Genomic DNA, 14,656 nt, shown 5'->3' with positions numbered 1-14,656 from the left:
GGGTCACGTCTCGACGGAAATCAACAGCCCGCCGCCAGCGCGGGCGCGATCTTGCGGGTGGCCATGGCGGCAGGGAAGTTCCAGGGCGTGACCATCACCGCGACACCGATCGGGCGATGGGTGACGATGATGCGGTTCGCGCCCGAGGGCGCGGTATAAAGCTCGCCGTTCAGCCGCACCGCCTCTTCGGCGAACCAGCGGAAAAATTCTGCGGCATACAGCACCTCGCCCTGCGCGTCGGGCAGCGCCTTGCCGTTTTCCAGACTGATCAGCCGGGCCAGCATATCCTTGCGCTGGATCATCAACTCATAGCAGCGGCGCAGGATTTCGGATTTCACGCGCGGCGGGGTCGCGGCCCAGCCGGGCAGCGCGGCCTCGGCGGCGGCGACGGCATCCATGGCGTCGTCGATGCTGGCGTTTTCGATCTGCGTGATCGTATTCCCGGTCGAGGGGTCGATGACCGGGATCGGATCGCCGCCGCGACCCTTGCGCCAGCCGCCGTCGATCCACAAATCGCCGCGCAGCGCCTGCGGGTCAAAGCCGAGTTCATGCGAGATGGTATCGTGATAGCTCATTGGAATGCAGCCTTTCGGGGCAATGTAGCGGTCAGAAGGTCGAGATCGCCCGAATGCGCGGCCCGGACGATCCGGTCCATGCCTTCGGCGTCAAGCAGGCGCGGGTTGTTCTTGATCAGCCGCTCGGCGCTGAGCGCCAGTTGGCCGATTTCGTCCAGCCGGTCCTCGGGAACGCCAAGCTCGGCGATGGTGGCAGGGATGCCCACCTGCGCGAAAAGCGCGGCGATGGCGGAAATCGCGGCCTCGGCCTGCCGGGTGGTGTTGCCGGTAGCCGAAAGCCCCATCGCCGCGCCGATCCGGGCGAAGTCAGCCTCGCAGCTGGGGCGGTTCCACGCCATGACATAGGGCATCAAGGTCGCCACCCCGAGCCCATGCGCGGTATGTGTCATGGCGCCGACCGGATACTGGATCGCATGGGCTGCCGCGGTTCCGGCCACGCCAAAAGCCAGCCCGGCCAATGTCGAGCCCAGCATCATCGCGCTACGCGCCTCCAGATCGTCGCCGTGGCTGACGCAGCGGGCCAGATTGGCCGCGATCAGACGGATCGCCTCAAGCGCCAGACTGTCGCTGATCGCATTCTTGCCGATAAAGACGTGATCCAGCGACAGGCCGGAATCGGGCGCGCGGCGCAGGGTCGTGAACGCCTCGATCGCATGCGTCATGGCATCCGCGCCTGATGCTGCGGTCAGGCCAGGCGGGCAGCTGATCGTCAGTTCCGGGTCGCAGATCGCGATCTCGGGGATCAGATAAGGGCTGGCAATGCCGATCTTCATCGCCCGCTGCGGATCGTCCAGCACGGCGACCGGCGTCACCTCGGATCCCGTCCCCGAGGTGGTGGGCAGCAGGATCAGCGGCATGATCGGACCGGGAACCTTGTATTCACCGTAATAATCCTGCGGCGCTCCACCATGCGTCAGCAGGGCGCCGATGACCTTGGCTGCATCCAGACAACTGCCGCCGCCGATGCCGATGATCATTTGCGCGTCGGCCGTTCGCCCGGCCTCGGCACCGGCTTCGATGCAGGACAGTGGAAGTTCCGCAGCCACGCCGTCGAAAACCTGCGTGGCAATGCCCTGCGCCTCAAGGGCCTGCCGCATCTGCAAAAAGCTTTCGTCCTGCGCCATGCGGGTATCGGTGACGATCAATGCGCGCGTGCCGAATGCGCTGGCGTAACGTGGCAGCGAGCCGCGCTGGCCCGCACCAAAGACCAGATGTCGCGGCGCGCGCATGACGCCCAAGTTCATGAAATCCATTCCTGTCCTCCCAATTATCCTGCCGTTAGCGGGCGAGGTCGCATATTTCCTGCCAAAGCGGCTCGGGCAGATCGACGCCGTCGCGCAGGCGCTGGTCACGCGCCGCCCGACCCCGTTCGCCGGGGATCGTCACCTGAGTGAAACCTTCTGCCGGAGCCTCGTCCCGCAGCGCCTGAAGATAGGGGCGCAGGTCATAACCCGGCCCGTCGATCAGGATGAACAGATCGCCTTTGTTGCAGGTGGTCGTGTCGTCCAGCGTGCCTGTCACGTCGCGCCCGATGGCGGCGCGCGAAAGGCTCGTCACCAGCAGTTCGAATGCCAGTCCCAACGCGTAACCCTTGGCCTTGCCGAAAGGCGCGATAGCGCCTGACTTGGCGGCGCTGGCATCGGTGGTCGGGCGACCCTCGGCATCCAACGCCCAGTCGTCGGGAATGGCCATGCCGCGATTGGCGTGATCGTGGATTTCACCCATGGAAACAAGACTGGTGGCCGCATCCATCATGAACACATCGGCCTGGCCCTTCCGTCCCGCGGGCAGGCCGATGGCGATGGGATTGGTGCCGATCATCGCGCGTCGTCCGCCCCAGGGGTGAACCAGCGCCTCGCTTGTGGTAAGCGCGATCATGGTCAGACCCTTCAATGCCGCGCGTTCCGCGTAATAGCCCAGCATCCCCAGGTGATTCGAGTTGCGGATGGCGGCCACCGCGACCCCGGTTTCGGAAATCCGGCTTTCAAGCGCGGCAATAGCGGCATTGGCCACGATCGGGCCCAGACCATTGCGGCCATCCACCTGCAGCAATGCACTGCCGCGCCAATCATGCTGTCCCGTTTGCGCGGGATCGGCCACGCCATTGCGGATGCGGCGGATGATTCGCGGCAGGCGCAGCATCCCATGTGAGGCGACGCCGCGCAGATCTGCCTCCAGTAGCAGGTCAACCTGTTGGGCGGCGTTTTCCTGTGATGTCAGCTTTGACAGCGCCGTCATCGCTGTGCGTTCCAGCTGTTTTGCGTCAATTTTCATGTCATATTTCCGATCCGATCGGATATTTGATTGCGAGATCATGGGTAAATTGCTATTACCGAATCGTCAAGTCACACCGAACGGACAGAACGATGACAGGTCGCACCAAGGATCAGCCCCGGCAGAAAGGGCGCTCTATCCAGCGCCCCGGCAGGCTGGGGGACGAAGTGTATGAAACTCTTTATGCGCAGCTTATGGCGCTGGAAATTCCGCCCGGTGCGCGGATTTCGGTGGACAATCTTGTCCGCGAACTTGGCGTGTCGCAAACCCCGATCCGCGAGGCGCTGTCACGGCTGGAGGCGCAGGGGTTGGTGGTCAAAACCCACCTGATAGGCTATAGCGCCGCGTCCCAGATTGATGAGCAGCGGCTGGAGCAGCTTTATGATCTGCGCCTGCTGCTGGAGCCTTATGCTGCCGGGCGCGCTGCCGTGCATATGGATGACGAAGACATCGCGCGACTGGTGGCGCTGGATGCCCGCATGGATGAAATCCATCCGGATGGCAAGGAAAGCTACGGCGAGTTCGCCGCAGCGGACGGGCAGTTCCACGACCTGATTGCGCAGGGCAGCGGTAACGAACTGGTGCGCGATGCCCTGTCCCGTCTTTACACGCATGTGCATCTGTTCCGGCTGTTCTATCTCGCCAGCGTAACGGCCGAGGCGAATGACGAACATGCAGCCATCGTCGCAGCCATCGTTGCCCGCGACAGCGCCGCCGCAGAGGAGGCGATGCGGCGCCATGTCCTGGAATCAAGAAAGCGTTTCACCGGCAGACGCTGATCAAAACCCACCGGTTCGTGATCGCTGGAGAGGTCCGGCCGGATGGCATCAGCCCCTGACGGGGCAGCAAGGGAGGAATAATATGCTGATCAATCGACGCAGAGTTCTGCACATGTCCGTCGCAGCGGCTGCGGCAAGTTTTACCGCTCCGGGGCTGCTGCGCGCGCAGGGGTCGGATCGTCCGATTCGTATCGCGCTTGCCGCCACGTCGCCGCGCGTGATCGACCCGATTTTCAGCACGCTGGGGGCCGATAACTGGGTCAATCTTCAGGTCTATGAGCATCTCGTCTCGCCGCCGAATGGAAAGTTCGCGACGCAGGATAACGAGTATCGCCCGATGCTTGCCGAATCCTGGGACAAGTCCGACGATGCCAGAACATGGACTTTCAAGCTGCGCAAGGATGTCCCGTTTCATGGCGATTATGGTACGTTGACCGCCGAGGATGTCGTGTTCACCTTTGAACGCGCCATGCGTGAGGGGATCGCCACGGCATCCTATGCCAATGTAAAAAGTGTCGTGGCCTCAGGGCCCGATGAGGTGACATTCACGCTGAATGGACCGGACCCGTTCTTCCTTGGGGGCGTGATCTCGATCCCGACGTCGCAGATCGTATGCAAGAACGCGGTCGAGGAGAAGGGCGAGAATTTCGGCAAGGAACCCATCGGCACTGGCCCCTATGCGGTCGAGCGCATGTCAAGCAGCGGTGTCAACGCGCTGCGCTTTGACGGCTATTGGGGCGAGACCCCGAAAACCGCGCGGATCGAGTTCCTTTATACCTCTGACACGACCTCGCGCACTCTTTCGCTGATGTCGGGCGACGTGGACATGATCGAGGCCGTGCGCGCACCCGGATGGGTGCAGCAGATCCGGCAACAGAACGACGCTCTGATTGTCGATCAGACGCAGCCGGGATCATTCAACACCCTGTTCTTCAATCTGACCAAGGCACCTTTCGACAACCCTCTGGTGCGCAAGGCGATCGCTACCGCAATTGACAGTGCGGTGGTCGCCCAAGCGCTGGCTCCGTTCGGCGCGCAGACATGGACGCTTTCGCCGCCGGATTATCCCTCTGGCTGGGCCGCAGAAGAATTGCCCGACGACTTGCGCTATGATTACGATCCCGATCGCGCCCGCGAACTGCTGATCGAAGCCGGTCACGGAAACGGCCTGAATTTCACCGCCGGTATCAGCCAGCGCGAGGATTACCGCTCGATCATGTTGATCCTGCAAGAACTCATGCGTCCGGCTGGCATCAACATGAACCTGAACATCATGGATCATGCGGCCTTCCACGGCGCCAATCGGCAGGATGCGAATTCATTGGTGCTGTATTCGCAAAGCCTTCCCCCGGTGCCGCTGGAATACATGTCGCGCTATCTGTCCAGCGCAGCGGTGGTGAAATCCGATGGGACCGGCGGCGACAACTTCAGCCATTACGGCATCGCAATGCCCGGCGTGGATGATCAACTGGAGACGATGCGACAGGCCACCACGGTCGAAGAATATTCATCAATCGGACGCGAGATCGAGAAGAAGGTGCAAGAGGATCTGCCCCTGATGGGAATCGGCAACCTTGGCTATGCCATCATCCGCAATCCCGAAGTCGATCTCGGCTATGAGGTCGAAAGCGGTTATGCGCGCTGGCGCCTTGATCTGGCGCAGCGCGCCTGAGCGCGAGCGGAGGTTACATGGCACGCTATATTCTGACGCGGCTGCTTGATGCCGTGCCGACCATGCTGCTGGTCCTGACGCTGGTTTTTCTGGCGATGCGCGTCCTGCCTGGGGATCCGGCCTTGGCTGCGCTTGGCGACGGCGCCCAGCCCGAAGCCATCGCGCAGTTCCGCGAGCGCTTTGGCCTGAACGATCCGTTGTGGCTGCAATACCTGCATTTCATGCGTGATATGCTGAGCTTCGATTTCGGCACGTCGCTGATGTCGGGCGAACGGGTGGCGCAACTGCTGGTCTCGAACCTCGGCTATACGGTCGAGCTGACCATCGCGGCGGTTCTTCTGGGCATCATGGGCGGTATTCCCCTGGGCGTCATGGCCGCGCTGAATCGCAACCGCGCGCCGGACACGGGATTTCGGGTGTTTTCCCTGCTCGGCTATGCGATCCCGGATTTCTATCTGGGCGCGGTGCTGCTGATCGTCTTCTCGCTGTCGCTGGGTTGGTTCCCCATCAGCGGGGCCGGCGACGGTTTCGCGGACCGGATGCATCACCTGGTTCTTCCCGCCCTGACGCTGGCACTCTTGAAGGTCGCCTTTCTCGGCCGCCTGACGCGCACCGCGCTGCTCGAGGTGCTGGGCCGCGACTTCGTGCGCACCGCCCGCGCGAAGGGCGCGCGGGAAAACCGGGTGATCTATCGCCACGCGCTGCGCAATGCCCTGCTGCCGCTTTCGACCGGGCTGGGCCTGTCGATCCTGTCAACGCTGTCGGGTTCGGTCGCGGTCGAGTTGGTCTTCAATCGCCCCGGCCTGGGCAAGCTGCTGATCACCGCCATCACCGAGCGCGACTACCCCATCGTCCAGGCGGGCGTCGTGGTCTTCGCCGCCGCCGTCGTCGTCGTGAACCTGTTAATGGAACTGGTTTACGTCATCATCGACCCCAGGATCCGGGTGCAATAATGGCCAATTCAGAAGCAATCCCGCTGCCCGAAGCCCCCCGGCTGCGCCGTCTGGCGGGCGAGGTGGTGGCCGGACGGCCCGCCGTCATCATTTCCCTGGCAACGGTGCTTGTCTTTGCCGTCGTCGCCATCCTGGCGCCCTGGATCGCGCCCAGGGATCCGATGGCCCAAAGCTTCATCGCCATCAATGCGATGCCCTCGTCCGACTATCTGCTGGGCACCGACCAGTTCGGGCGCGACCTGCTGTCGCGACTGATCTATGGTTCGCGTAATTCGCTGATATTCGGCCTTTTGTCGCCGGTTTTCGCGGCCATTGCGGGCACGTTCCTTGGCGTCACCGCAGGCTATTTCGGCGGCTGGATCGACCGCGTCGTGACCCGCATCATCGACATGCTGCTGGCCTTTCCCGAACTGTTGCTGGCCATTCTGGTCGCGGCGGCGCTTGGCGGCGGGTTCTGGAATGTGGTCGCGGTCCTGACCATTGCCTTCACGCCCGGTTTTGCCCGTGTTGCCCGCGCATCGACGCTGGCCGTCAAGCAAGAGCCCTATATCGAGGCAGCAGTTGCCTCGGGCGTTTCAACCTCCATCATCATCTTTCGCCATGTCGTTCCCAATATCTCGGCGCCGATCGTGGTGCTGATGACATTGTGGAGCGCCTCGGCCATCCGGCTTGAAGCTACGCTCAGCTTCCTTGGCATCGGCACACAGCCGCCCGCGCCGTCATGGGGCAACATCATCCGCGAGGGCCTCGGCAACATGTTCGCCACGCCCTGGCCGATACTGACAGGGGGGCTTGCGATCACCATCGTCGTGCTGGCGATCTCAACCATCGGTGACGCCGTGCGCGACGCACTGGATCCGGAGATCAAATAATGGCTGAACCACTGCTTGAAATATCCGATCTGACGTTGGAATTTGGCCCCGTCAGCAATCCGGTGCGTGTTCTCAATCACGTCAGCCTGTCAGTCGCGGCAGGCGAGGCCGTCGGGCTGGTTGGCGAAAGCGGGTCGGGCAAGTCGATGACCTCGCTTGCGACCATGCGCCTGCTGCCTGCGTCGGGCCGCCTGACCAGTGGCCGGATTCGGCTGGAGGGTCAGGGCGACCTGCTTGCGCTGCCCCCGGACCGGATGCCGGACATCCGTGGTCGCGACATCGCCATGATCTTTCAGGAACCGATGAGTTCGCTGAACCCGGTGATGACGGTCGAGGCCCAGATCGCCGAAGCGATCATGCTGCACCAGCAAATGTCCCGAGAAGACAGGCGGGCGCGCGTGATCGAGCTGCTGCGCCTGGTGGGCATCCCCGACCCCCAGGCACGGATGAAGGCCTATCCGCACCAGATGTCCGGGGGGATGCGCCAGCGCGTCATGATCGCCATCGCCGTCGCCTGCAACCCGCGCCTGCTGATCGCGGATGAACCGACGACCGCGCTGGACGTAACCATCCAGGCGCAGGTCCTGGACCTGCTGCGCGAAGTGCGGCAACGGCTGGGCACGGCGGTGCTGATGATCTCGCACGATCTTGGCGTGATCTCGGAGCTGTGCGACCGGATCGTGGTCATGTATGCCGGCCATGTGGTCGAGACGGCGACGGTTGACGACCTGTTCGGCAATCCGCAGCACCCCTATACCCGCGGCCTTCTGCGCGCGGTGCCGTCGCTGGAAACCAGCGCACGGCGGCTTTATCAGATACCCGGCTCGGTTCCGCCGCCCGGCACCATCAAGGCGGGCTGCCCCTTCGCACCGCGTTGCGAACTGAAACGCGACATCTGCGCCCGGGAAATGCCCGCGCTGACGCCGCGCGGCCGCGATCAGCGGGCGGCCTGCTGGGTCACGGCAGACACCCCAATGACAGCGGAGGCAATCGCATGACGGCCGATATTCTCAGGGTTGAAGGACTGGGCAAGACCTTCGAAGGCGGTGGCGGCCTGCTGGGGGGCAAGCGCGCCGCGGTGCGGGCGGTGGACGGCATCGACCTGACGATGAAGGCTGGCGAAACCCTGGCAGTAGTGGGCGAATCCGGCTGCGGGAAATCGACCCTCGGCCGCCTGCTCTTGCGCCTGATCGAGCCAAGCGAAGGCAAAGTCTGGCTGGACGAGACCGAGGTCACCGGCCTGTCGCGCAGGCAGATGCGTCAGTTCCGCCGCCATGCGCAGATGGTGTTTCAGGATCCCTATGGCTCGCTGTCGCCGCGCCGGACGATCGCGCAGATCATCGCCGAACCGATGGAGGTCTTCGGCACTGTCACCAACAAGCGCGACCGGCGCGAAAAGGTCGCAGAGCTTTTGCGTCAGGTCGGATTGCCGACATCAGTCATGGATCGCAATCCGCGGCAGTTCTCAGGTGGGCAGCGCCAGCGGATCTGCATCGCCCGTGCCATCTCGGTCTCGCCGCGTTTCATCGTGGCGGATGAACCCGTCTCGGCGCTGGATGTGTCGATTCAGGCGCAGATCATCAACTTGATGCAGGATCTTCAGGCCGAAAAGGGCTTTGCATCCCTGTTCATTGCCCATGATCTGGCCGTGGTGCGCCACATCGCCGACCGCGTGGCCGTGATGTATCTGGGGCGCATCGTCGAGATTGGCCCGAAAGAGCAGATCTACGAGGCACCGCAGCATCCATATACGCAGGCACTGCTGTCCGCCGCGCCCGAAATCGGCCGGATAAAGCGCCGCAAGCGATTGATCCTCGGCGGAGACGTGCCCAGCCCGACGAAGATCCCACCGGGTTGCAGTTTTCATACGCGCTGCCCCATCGCACAGGAAATATGCCGACGGGAAAGGCCTGCGTTGGCAACCGCCGCAGGCGCGCAGCAGGCAGCGTGCCACTTTGCCAAACCGAACCCCATACGGGCGTAGAGAGGGTGATTGCCCGCCGCGGAATGCCAAATTGCAAAAGGGAGTTGCAGATAACCGGAAATGGATGACCTTCTGCAACGCCGTCGGACAGCATTCGTCTCTGGAAAACCAGACGCCGCGCGAAGCGTGCCGGACGTTGGAGCAATTTGAGGGCTTCGTGCCCGGCGCGTTTGCCGGGGACGGCCGGCCCGATTACCAATCTCAAACCCGCAGACTCTTGTTATGAACGAGAGACCCAAAGGGGAGGTTAGGTCATTGCGTTTCTATGAGGGCGACCGTCGCCGCGCGGAAACCGGCGGCGGTGTCCTGCCATTCCTGTATCCGGGCCGGATCGCATCCGGCGGGCGCGAGCTTTCCCGATCCGGGGTGGCCTTGGCACGGCCTTTGCGTGCTGCCTATGCCGTCAGCGGGACGGCCGGGAGCATCGCGGGAGACTTGCCGCCCGAGGCTTGGCAACGTCTGTCGGCCGGCGCGGGCACCAAGGGCGAGCGGCTTCACGACTGGGCCTACCTTGATCTCGCCGATCTCGATGCTGGCGAATTCAATGCTGATCTCAGCGGCGTCTGGACCCGGGGCCTGCTGATCCGACGCAATATTGCCGATGGTGATCTGGCCTTCTTCACCACATGGTCGCCGCAGGGCACCACGATGGAGACGCTGGTCCGCGTCGAAGGGCATCGATGGGCGATCGAAGACAGCTTCGAGACCGCAAAGAATGAGCTCGGCCTCGATCATAACGAGACCCGCTCCTGGCATGGCTGGCACCGGCATGTTTCGCTGGTCATGCTGGCCTTCGCGATGATGGCCAGCATCCGCCATCATGCCAATGCCGCGCCGCCCAAAAAAACGATGCGCAAGACGAGGGCAGAACGCCAGAACTGATCCGCTGGTCGATCCAGGAAATCCGGCGCATCGCGAACCGCATGGCCCAGCGTCAGATCCAGGCAACTCAAATCACCGCCTGGTCAACCTGGAGAAGAGCCCATCAAGCCGCAGCAAGGCTCGCGCATATGCGCCTCAAAATGCAACTGTATTGGTGGGCTTGGAAATGCACAAAGGGCCGATGGTCCGGATGCCGGGACAAGCAGGTCATCATTGCGATATCAGCCCTTTCTTTGCACTGCGGATATGATGTCACCCGAAGACCGCCCAATTCATCGCATGGGCCAGCCGCTCGGCCGCATGGGTTCCCATATGGGAGTTGCCGAAAACGTTGAGGCCCGGCGACCAGATGCCGATCGACGCGCGCCCCGGAACGATGACGAGCAGGCCGCCGCCGACGCCGGATTTCGCCGGCAGGCCCACGCGGAACGCGAATTCGCCCGATCCGTCATATTGGCCGCACAGCATCATCAGCGCATTCAACCGCCGCGCCTTGGGCAGCGAGATTATCGCCGAGGCGTCGGGCAGGCCGGCGATGGCGCGGCCCGCCTTTGCCAGCTGGATGCATGACATCTCGATCGCGCATTGGTGGAAATAGGTGCCAAGCACATGTTCGGGGTTATTGAGCAGATTGTTGTAAGACTTCAAGTAATGCGCCAATGCCCGATTGCGGTGGCCGGTCATTGTTTCGGATTGCGCCACGGATTCGGAGATATGAATATCATCGTCCTCGGCCAGTGTTCGCACAAGGCCCAGGATCTCGGCGAGAGCTTCCCTGGGTGCGCGGCCGGCCAGCAATTCATCCGTGACCACGATTGCACCGGCATTGATGAAGGGATTGCGGGGGCGACCATGTTCGATTTCGAGCAACTGGATTGAATCGAAGCGCGATCCCGAAGGCTCGCGTCCGACGCGGGTCCAGATCTGATCGCCGATGCGGCCGAGGACGCAGGCAAGCGAAAACACCTTGGAAATCGACTGGATCGAGAGCGGCTTTGCTGCGTCCCCGGCCGTCACCGTCCCACCGTCGGGCAGGGAAATGGCGATACCGAATTGCTGCGGCGCGATGACGGCCAGTTCGGGGATATACGAGCAACTCGAAGCGTAGCACCTAATGACGTCCAGGATGGGAACTGGGGGCGCAAGCCGAATACCCTATCTGACCTTGGATGTTGAGGGGACCATCCAGGCGTCGGGATGGCTAACAAAAGCGAGAGATGGCCGCGGGGCCGGGCGCTGCATTTGCGGCAGGGTAGGGGTTAAACCGCGCATTTCAACTCAGGTAGATTACGGCGGTTGCTTGCCCCCGCAACCAAAACTAATTCTCCAATGTTATCAGTATGTTGATCTTGTGAATCTCCTTGATGCGCACTGTTTGACCCTCCATGCCCCGCTTTCCGCGGGGCTTTTTGCATTTGCTCCGCCGCTTCGACAACCTCATGCACCGGCAACCCGCAGGCCAAGCGCAGCAGGCTCGTCAGCGCACCGTGAAGATGGATCGCGAGGCCGGGTTTGCAGGTCTCGCCTTCTTCTGCCGGAGCCGGCACCAGTTCCACCTTCTCGATCAGCGCCCTCAGGGCCTCCTTGGCCTCGTCCATCCGCTCGGCATCTTGCAGGCTGGTGATCAACTGGCCGATCCGGGCGCGGTAGGTCCGCGTCATGCCGGGATGGATGCGGATCGGGTCCGGGGCGGGGGAGGCGGAGAGTTTGCGCTCCAGGTCTTTCCGCCGCGCGTCCAGTTCGATCATCCGGTCCTTGACCTGTTCGGCGGGAACACCGGCGATGATCGCGTCGACCAGCTTCTTGTGGTCGGTGCTGACCTGCTTGAGCTCCTTCTCCAAGTCGGCGCGCCCGGCCGCGCGGGTCGCCTGCAGCCGGTTGCGCTCGGCGGCGTATTCCTCGCAGAAGATGCGCACCGCTTCCTCGTCCATCAGGTGGTGTTCCAGGGCGCTCAGAACCCGGGCTTCCAGATCCTTCTGCTTGATCACCGCCATATTGGTGCAGGCAGCGGCACCCTTTTTCCGCGCGGTCGAGCAGCCGAAACCATCCTTGGACACCTTCGAGAACCCACCGCCGCAGCACCCGCAGGTCATCAGGCCCGAGAACAGGAACTTGGGGCGCCGCCGGTCCCAGATCGGGACATCCGTGTTCTTGGTCTTCATCGCACCTTGGCGCGCCTTTACCTGATCCCAAAGCGCGTCGTCGATGATCCGCAGATGCGGCACGGCGACCGAGGTCACCCGGTCCTGCGGGTTCAGGCGCGAGTTCCGCTTGCCCGTATCTGGATCCTTGCTGAAATGCAGACGGTTCCAGACGAGGCGTCCGACATAGAGTTCGTTGTTCAGGATGCCGGTGCCGCGCTCGCGGTTGCCGAGAATGCTGGAACTGCCCCACCAGCCGCCGCGCGGGCCGGGGATGCGCTCGATGTTCAGCGCTTCGGCGATCTTGCCCGCCGACATTCCCTGTGCATAGTCGTAGAAAATACGCTGCACCACCTCGGCCTCCGCCCGGTTGATGGCGCGGTCACCATGTTCGGATTTGCCATTCACCTCGATCCCGGGCAGCACATCATAGCCGTAGGCATTGCCGCCGGCGAGCTTGCCGTCCTTCACCCGGCCTTTCTGGCCGCGATGAGTCTTGATGCCGATGTCGCGCAGCAGGATCTGGTTCATCGTCCCCTTCATGCCGATCAGCATGGCATCGACCTTGCCCTCGGTCAGGGTGTGGATCTCGATGCCCTGGTGCTCCATCCGTTCATGAAACTTCGCGATGTCGGCGAGCTTGCGCGACAGCCGGTCGAGCGCTTCCGCCAGGACGATGTCGAACTTGCCGGCCTTGGCATCGCGCTGCTTGTCGGTCGAGAAGCGGGCGTAGATCGCCACGCGCAATTTTTGCTTCGTCATGGGGTATCTCCTTCGAGGCGGAAGAGATCAGTCGGGATCGGCGGCATGATCGCGGCGCGCGGCGTCTCGGGCGAGGGCGCGCAGGAAATGGTGGAACAGGTCGCGCGCGCGGGCATTCTGCTGCACCGGATGCTGCGCGGCCTGCCGATTCCCAGCAAGGGGTTTGTCGGTGGTGTCGGCCGCAGCAGAGGGGCCGGAAGAGGCCGAAGTGGAGGACGCCGTCTGCGCGGCGCCGTCCTTCTTGGCAATATCTCTCCGGTCTCGCGCCATGGGTCGAGCTGCTCCCTGCGCCGCAGGGGTATGCCCGTCGACGGTCGTTGATGATGATCCTGTGCGGGGCTGAGCCCGCTGTTGTTCAGGTGATCATAGAGCATGGGAACGTCTCTCTAAGCTGCAAACTCGGGTCTCGGGGTTCATGAATGTGGATAACCAACTGCGAAATATGGAAATCTCACTCTCAAGAGGGGCAGTCGAGGATGGGGCCGGCCCACGGGCAAGCGCGTCGACCACGTCCTACGTGCCGGGCGCGGCTCCAGCCGGGCGCAGCGGACCATCCGCGCGAATTATCCGGATTTTATCTGGGGCTGGGTGGAGCGTCCGGTCCGGGCTTCCAGATCGTCTTGACGGCTCACCCCGCAAACTCCGGTCTGTCCGTATAAAGCTGCGCGACGACGGCCCTGCGCATGCGGATGGCGAGGCTATCGTGCCAGATCTCCATCGCCCGTTTCCGCTCGAGCGGGGAGAGCCAGCCGTCCGGCCACCGCCAGTTCGAAAAGAACAGCCAGTCGAGATCATGGATGCGCAGGCAGATCAGGCCCTGCCGCACCGAGTCGCGGGTGAGCGGCAGGCCGATCACCCGGCTGACGCCGTGCTCCGCGCGCAGGCCCTGCTGATGGGCCTCGCGTCGGATCAGCCCCTTGGTGACATCGGCCTCTGTGATGGTGACCAGCCCGTCCAGCCTGCGGCGGATGTCTGCGGGCATCTCGTTGACGGCCCGATCCAGCGCCAGCTGGAAGCGCGAATCGGCGGCGATGTCGAGATCCCATTCCTGTGGCTCCTTGCGCCAGAGCACAGGCTTCGCGGTTACAGTCCATTGGCCGGATTCGATCAGACCCAGCGGACGCAGGACCGGCAGCACCTGCGGGGCGGCCCAGGCTGGGCCAAGCCAATGCTCTGTCTTGATGTTCGGCGGCGGCATGGTCTCGCCCGCGCGCCGGCCCCACCATTCGGCGCCCCCCGGGGATTCGCGCCCGTCGGGCAGTCTGTAAGAGAGAAGCCCGCACTGATGGGCGAGGCTGAGGACGGTGACGCAGATGTCGTCCCATCTGGGCAGAATCCCCGGCAGTCGGGGATGGGGCAGCGGTCTCGCGCCTCGCCCGGTCTCCTCGGCTTGTCCGAGGGCAACCAGCGCCTCGCAGCCGAACTGAAAGGCGGTGGTGAACATATGGTCCCATTCCTCGCCCTTGCGATCAAGGACGGGAAGGTTGCCGGCGATGAAGCGGATCACCTGAGGGATCCAGATCGCGGGGTCTGGGTGGTGGCACATTGCGGGTCTACTCGTCTATTGCGGGATGGGTTGCGTATGACGAACCGGGATTCTCGAATGCCGTGGGCATCTCGACGATTTACTCTGGCGCGCCGTATTCTTTTTGTTCGTTTGTGCCTGATCTTTCTCTTTTTGCCTTGGTCACACCGGCGCGCCGAGAGACCCGGCGCATTCCTCTGTTTTTTGGGGCTCTGATGCTGTAACCGCCCCCCGACG

13 protein-coding genes and 1 pseudogene are annotated in these 14,656 nt (G+C 63.2%); 7 read left to right on the top strand and 7 right to left on the bottom strand.

Annotated features, from left to right (window positions below; all coding sequences use genetic code 11):
- Positions 1-20 precede the first annotated feature (20 nt).
- From PARACOCCUSGL_RS0118240 to PARACOCCUSGL_RS0118230, 3 genes are read right to left on the bottom strand one after another with little or no spacing between them, the layout of a single operon-like run.
- Positions 21-575, bottom strand: a complete 555-nt coding sequence (locus PARACOCCUSGL_RS0118240; RefSeq protein WP_010400091.1) for an aldehyde dehydrogenase family protein — start codon at positions 573-575, stop codon at positions 21-23.
- Positions 572-1,828, bottom strand: coding sequence for an iron-containing alcohol dehydrogenase (locus tag PARACOCCUSGL_RS20950; protein WP_010400090.1), 1,257 nt, complete (start codon positions 1,826-1,828; stop codon positions 572-574). The genes PARACOCCUSGL_RS0118240 and PARACOCCUSGL_RS20950 overlap by 4 nt, the downstream gene beginning before the upstream one ends.
- A gap of 25 nt (positions 1,829-1,853) precedes the next feature.
- Entirely contained in the window at positions 1,854-2,849 is a 996-nt protein-coding gene (locus tag PARACOCCUSGL_RS0118230) for an Ldh family oxidoreductase (RefSeq protein WP_028717524.1), read from the bottom strand.
- Positions 2,850-2,941: 92 nt separating this feature from the next.
- Between PARACOCCUSGL_RS0118230 and PARACOCCUSGL_RS0118225 the strand changes: the two genes are divergently transcribed.
- From PARACOCCUSGL_RS0118225 to PARACOCCUSGL_RS20945, 7 genes and pseudogenes are all read left to right on the top strand, one after another.
- Positions 2,942-3,628 (top strand): GntR family transcriptional regulator, encoded by a 687-nt coding sequence (locus PARACOCCUSGL_RS0118225; RefSeq protein ID WP_010400088.1) that lies wholly within the window; start codon positions 2,942-2,944, stop codon positions 3,626-3,628.
- A gap of 82 nt (positions 3,629-3,710) precedes the next feature.
- On the top strand, positions 3,711-5,300 hold the full coding sequence (locus tag PARACOCCUSGL_RS0118220) for an ABC transporter substrate-binding protein (protein WP_010400087.1): 1,590 nt from the start codon (positions 3,711-3,713) through the stop codon (positions 5,298-5,300).
- 17 nt (positions 5,301-5,317) lie between these two features.
- A complete protein-coding gene (locus PARACOCCUSGL_RS0118215) occupies positions 5,318-6,253 on the top strand; it encodes an ABC transporter permease (protein ID WP_010400086.1) in 936 nt (311 codons plus the stop codon).
- Positions 6,253-7,125 carry an ABC transporter permease gene (locus PARACOCCUSGL_RS0118210; protein WP_010400085.1) on the top strand — a complete coding sequence of 291 codons (873 nt, stop codon included), beginning with the start codon at positions 6,253-6,255 and terminating at the stop codon, positions 7,123-7,125. The genes PARACOCCUSGL_RS0118215 and PARACOCCUSGL_RS0118210 overlap by 1 nt, the downstream gene beginning before the upstream one ends.
- A complete protein-coding gene (locus PARACOCCUSGL_RS0118205; RefSeq protein ID WP_010400084.1) occupies positions 7,125-8,123 on the top strand; it encodes an ABC transporter ATP-binding protein in 999 nt (332 codons plus the stop codon). Before PARACOCCUSGL_RS0118210 ends, PARACOCCUSGL_RS0118205 begins: the two co-directional genes overlap by 1 nt.
- The gene (locus PARACOCCUSGL_RS0118200; RefSeq protein ID WP_010400082.1) at positions 8,120-9,109 is read left to right on the top strand and encodes an ABC transporter ATP-binding protein; all 990 of its coding nucleotides are present in this window, start codon (positions 8,120-8,122) and stop codon (positions 9,107-9,109) included. The genes PARACOCCUSGL_RS0118205 and PARACOCCUSGL_RS0118200 overlap by 4 nt, the downstream gene beginning before the upstream one ends.
- A gap of 402 nt (positions 9,110-9,511) precedes the next feature.
- Positions 9,512-9,991 (top strand): annotated as a pseudogene (locus PARACOCCUSGL_RS20945) (IS4 family transposase); the annotation flags it as partial.
- 252 nt (positions 9,992-10,243) lie between these two features.
- On the opposite strand, the gene PARACOCCUSGL_RS0118185 reads toward PARACOCCUSGL_RS20945, so the two are convergent.
- The 4 genes from PARACOCCUSGL_RS0118185 to PARACOCCUSGL_RS0118170 all read right to left on the bottom strand — a co-directional run bounded on the left by PARACOCCUSGL_RS0118185 (position 10,244) and on the right by PARACOCCUSGL_RS0118170 (position 14,401).
- The gene (locus PARACOCCUSGL_RS0118185; protein WP_083825867.1) at positions 10,244-11,143 is read right to left on the bottom strand and encodes a glutaminase; all 900 of its coding nucleotides are present in this window, start codon (positions 11,141-11,143) and stop codon (positions 10,244-10,246) included.
- A gap of 107 nt (positions 11,144-11,250) precedes the next feature.
- A complete protein-coding gene (locus PARACOCCUSGL_RS20940; protein ID WP_010400077.1) occupies positions 11,251-12,894 on the bottom strand; it encodes a recombinase family protein in 1,644 nt (547 codons plus the stop codon).
- A 27-nt stretch (positions 12,895-12,921) separates the two neighbouring features.
- A complete protein-coding gene (locus PARACOCCUSGL_RS21885; RefSeq protein WP_138918394.1) occupies positions 12,922-13,164 on the bottom strand; it encodes a hypothetical protein in 243 nt (80 codons plus the stop codon).
- Positions 13,165-13,522: 358 nt separating this feature from the next.
- Complete coding sequence (locus tag PARACOCCUSGL_RS0118170; RefSeq protein WP_237701576.1) at positions 13,523-14,401, bottom strand: hypothetical protein; 879 nt, start codon at positions 14,399-14,401, stop codon at positions 13,523-13,525.
- Positions 14,402-14,656 lie beyond the last annotated feature (255 nt).

It is taken from the genome of Paracoccus sp. TRP (assembly GCF_000185925.1).
Lineage (GTDB): Bacteria > Pseudomonadota > Alphaproteobacteria > Rhodobacterales > Rhodobacteraceae > Paracoccus > Paracoccus kondratievae.
Note: the sequence above shows the minus strand (reverse complement) of the source record. Positions and strands in the feature narration are given on the sequence as shown.